2 protein-coding genes are annotated in these 893 nt (G+C 70.4%); both read left to right on the plus strand.

Annotated elements, in window-relative coordinates; genetic code table 11:
• Nucleotides 1–284 (plus strand): hypothetical protein (locus B8460_RS18795; RefSeq protein WP_048863155.1); only part of this gene is annotated, 284 nt, incomplete at its 5' end.
• A gap of 184 nt (nucleotides 285–468) precedes the next feature.
• Nucleotides 469–893: SGNH/GDSL hydrolase family protein (locus tag B8460_RS18800; protein ID WP_048863156.1), on the plus strand; the 425-nt coding region annotated here is incomplete at its 3' end.

The following is an 893-nucleotide window of genomic DNA, read 5'->3' on the forward strand; positions in this document are numbered from 1 at the left end:
GGCTGGACGGAGGGCGGACGGGCGGGCGAGGGCGGCTGTGGCCGGTGCTGCGCCTGCTGCTGGCCGGCTGTGCCGTGGCGGCGGTGCTGAGCAAGCCGCGGCTGCCGGACTGGGCGGCGAACCATCCCTGGATCGCGGACTCGGCCGCGTTGCAGGCCGCGGTCGGGGAGGCGGACCGCGCGCTTGCCGCCATCGGGCTGCCGGGCCCCTTTGACTGGCTGCGGACCCGCACCAGGGCGCTGCAGGCGCTGCGATTCAATCATGACCAGGACGATCAGCAGTAGCGACGCGGCCCGGCGGAATGTTACGAGACTTGCTGCCGGGTGTTCAGGACAGTAAGCCGTCTCCGCAGAAGCCTGTTCTGCGGCGCGCCGTTAACGAAGTGCGGCAGGATTGGCGCTATTCTGCCGGGGTCGCGACGTGGTTTGGCCGGGCCGGATGGGCAGAACGGGTCGGGAGTGACAACCGTTGGTACCGTGCGTCGTTCTGGGTGACAGCATCGCCGTCGGCATCGGGCTCTATCGCCCCGAATGCGAGACGGTGGCCAAGGTCGGCATCACGTCGGCCCGCTATATCGACACGCTTCTCGTCCATCACACGGCCGGTTCGGCGATCATCAGCCTCGGCGTCAACGACGACGAGACGGTGCCCACGCTCGCGGATCTGCGCCGCGTCCGGGCCGAGGTGACCGCGCCGCAGGTCGTCTGGATCATCCCCAACATCAAGGACTTCGCCCGCAACGCGGTGCGGCAGGTCGCGCTGGAAAACGGCGACGCGACCCTCGATCTGCGCCGCTATGCCGGCTTCATCGCGCCCGACCACGTGCACCCGACCGGGCGCGGCTACCTCCTGATCGCCGGCAACCTGCGCGCCGCCACCGGCGCCGGCGCCCC

Origin of the sequence: Acidisphaera rubrifaciens HS-AP3, assembly GCF_000964365.1 — a bacterium.
Lineage (GTDB): Bacteria > Pseudomonadota > Alphaproteobacteria > Acetobacterales > Acetobacteraceae > Acidisphaera > Acidisphaera rubrifaciens.